The organism is Cryobacterium luteum (assembly GCF_900110125.1).
Classification (GTDB): domain Bacteria; phylum Actinomycetota; class Actinomycetes; order Actinomycetales; family Microbacteriaceae; genus Cryobacterium; species Cryobacterium luteum.
In genome coordinates this window covers 1-3,271 of record NZ_FOCN01000054.1, presented here as the reverse complement: position 1 = coordinate 3,271, position 3,271 = coordinate 1, and the positions used below count along the sequence as shown (strand labels likewise).

Here is a 3,271-nt window from a genome sequence, read left to right as displayed (position 1 = left end):
GCAGAAAGGCCACCCGGGGGTGGCCTTTCTGGTCGTTCTAAGTTAAGTCCGGCGGTGTCCTACTCTCCCACAGGGTCCCCCCTGCAGTACCATCGGCGCTGAGAGTCTTAGCTTCCGGGTTCGGAATGTGACCGGGCGTTTCCCTCTCGCTATAGCCGCCGAAACATCTTCCGATGAATCGAATCTATATTATTCAATTATAGAGCCCTCAATGATGAGGGTTTGTTCTCGACCGTACATCGAGAACCACATAGTGGACGCTAAAGCAGCTTCTTCAAACTGAAGTGTTATCAAATTATCGGCTTATTAGTACCGGTCAGCTCCATGGGTCTTTAGTCCCCACTTCCACATCCGGCCTATCAACGCAGTAGTCTAGCTGCGAGCCTCTCCCCCGAAGGGATGGAAATCTCATCTCGAAGCCGGCTTCCCGCTTAGATGCTTTCAGCGGTTATCCGTTCCGAACGTAGCTAATCAGCGGTGCTCCTGGCGGAACAACTGACACACCAGAGGTTCGTCCATCCCGGTCCTCTCGTACTAGGGATAGATCTTCTCAAATTTCCTGCGCGCGCAGCGGATAGGGACCGAACTGTCTCACGACGTTCTAAACCCAGCTCGCGTACCGCTTTAATGGGCGAACAGCCCAACCCTTGGGACCTACTCCAGCCCCAGGATGCGACGAGCCGACATCGAGGTGCCAAACCATGCCGTCGATATGGACTCTTGGGCAAGATCAGCCTGTTATCCCCGAGGTACCTTTTATCCGTTGAGCGACAGCGCTTCCACAAGCCACTGCCGGATCACTAGTCCCGACTTTCGTCCCTGCTCGACTTGTCAGTCTTACAGTCAAGCTCCCTTGTGCACTTACACTCGACACCTGATTACCAACCAGGTTGAGGGAACCTTTGGGCGCCTCCGTTACTTTTTAGGAGGCAACCGCCCCAGTTAAACTACCCACCAGGCACTGTCCCTGAACCGGATCACGGTTCGAAGTTAGGTATCCAATATGACCAGAGTGGTATTTCAACAATGACTCCACCTGAACTAGCGTCCAAGCTTCACAGTCTCCCACCTATCCTACACAAGCCACACCGAACACCAATACCAAGCTGTAGTAAAGGTCACGGGGTCTTTCCGTCCTGCTGCGCGTAACGAGCATCTTTACTCGTAATGCAATTTCGCCGAGTTCGCGGTTGAGACAGCTGGGAAGTCGTTACGCCATTCGTGCAGGTCGGAACTTACCCGACAAGGAATTTCGCTACCTTAGGATGGTTATAGTTACCACCGCCGTTTACTGGGGCTTAAATTCTCAGCTTCGCCTTGCGGCTAACCGTTCCTCTTAACCTTCCAGCACCGGGCAGGCGTCAGTCCGTATACATCGTCTTGCGACTTAGCACGGACCTGTGTTTTTAGTAAACAGTCGCTTCCCACTGGTCTCTGCGGCCTTCGAACGCTCCCGGAGCAAGTCCGTTCACGCCTCAGGCCCCCCTTCTCCCGAAGTTACGGGGGCATTTTGCCGAGTTCCTTAACCACGATTCTCTCGATCTCCTTAGTATTCTCTACCTGATCACCTGAGTCGGTTTGGGGTACGGGTGACTAAAACCTCGCGTCGATGCTTTTCTTGGCAGCATAGGATCACTGATTTCACCCTTACGGGCTACCCATCGGGTCTCAACCATCATGAGAGACGGATTTGCCTATCTCTCGGCCTACATCCTTAGACCGGGTCAACCATCGCCCGGCTCAGCTACCTTCCTGCGTCACACCTGTTAATACGCTAACCGCACCAGCATAGGGTCGCACGCTAGGCCCCACGCTTCACCCCGAAGGGATCCATCTAGGGGATTCAGATGCTTAGCATTACTGGATTAGTTTGGGCGGTTTTTCGTCAGTACGGGAATATCAACCCGTTGTCCATCGACTACGCCTGTCGGCCTCGCCTTAGGTCCCGACTTACCCAGGGCGGATTAGCCTGGCCCTGGAACCCTTGATCTTTCGGAGGACGGGTTTCTCACCCGTCTTTCGCTACTCATGCCTGCATTCTCACTCGTGTGGCCTCCACGGCTGGTTTACACCGCCGCTTCGCTGGCCACACGACGCTCTCCTACCCATCAACACGGCTGAACCAACACCACAAGGGTGCGGCTAACCAAAAATATCAATGCCACAACTTCGGTGGCGTGCTTGAGCCCCGTTACATTGTCGGCGCGGAATCACTTGACCAGTGAGCTATTACGCACTCTTTCAAGGGTGGCTGCTTCTAAGCCAACCTCCTGGTTGTCTGTGCAACTCCACATCCTTTCCCACTTAGCACGCGCTTTGGGACCTTAGTTGGTGGTCTGGGTTGTTTCCCTCTCGACGATGAAGCTTATCCCCCACCGTCTCACTGCTGCGCTCTCACTTACCGGCATTCGGAGTTTGGCTGACGTCAGTAAGCTTTTGGGCCCCATCGGCCATCCAGTAGCTCTACCTCCGGCAAGAAACACGCAACGCTGCACCTAAATGCATTTCGGAGAGAACCAGCTATCACGAAGTTTGATTGGCCTTTCACCCCTATCCACAGCTCATCCCCTCCATTTTCAACTGAAGTGGGTTCGGTCCTCCACGACGTCTTACCGTCGCTTCAACCTGGCCATGGATAGATCACTTCGCTTCGGGTCTAGGACATGCGACTGAATCGCCCTATTCAGACTCGCTTTCGCTACGCATTCCCCTCTCGGGTTAAGCTCGCCACATATCACTAACTCGCAGGCTCATTCTTCAAAAGGCACGCTGTCACCAGAACAAAGCTGGCTCCAACGGTTTGTAAGCAAACGGTTTCAGGTACTATTTCACTCCCCTCCCGGGGTACTTTTCACCTTTCCCTCACGGTACTTGTTCACTATCGGTCATGTAGGAGTATTTAGGCTTATCAGGTGGTCCTGACGGATTCACACGGGATTTCTCGGGCCCCGTGCTACTTGGGATACTTCTCGGGCGATTGCTGCATTTCGACTACGGGGTTCGCACCCTCTATGACCAGGCTTTCAATCCTGTTCGTCTATACAACGTTCTAACCCTTACCATTCGGTAGAATAGGCAGAAAAGTCCCGCAACCCCGACCATGCAACGCCTACCGGCTATCACACATGATCGGTTTAGCCTCATCCGGGTTCGCTCGCCACTACTAACGGAATCACTGTTGTTTTCTCTTCCTGTGGGTACTGAGATGTTTCACTTCCCCACGTTCCCTCTACCCGCCCTATATATTCAGGCGGGAGTCACCAGGTCACCT

At 53.7% G+C, this 3,271-nt stretch carries 2 rRNA genes; both read right to left on the bottom strand.

Annotated features, from left to right (window positions below):
• Positions 1–46 precede the first annotated feature (46 nt).
• Positions 47–163, bottom strand: a 5S ribosomal RNA gene (rrf, locus tag BMW72_RS18105).
• A 123-nt stretch (positions 164–286) separates the two neighbouring features.
• A 23S ribosomal RNA gene (locus BMW72_RS18100) occupies positions 287–3,271 on the bottom strand; the annotation flags it as partial.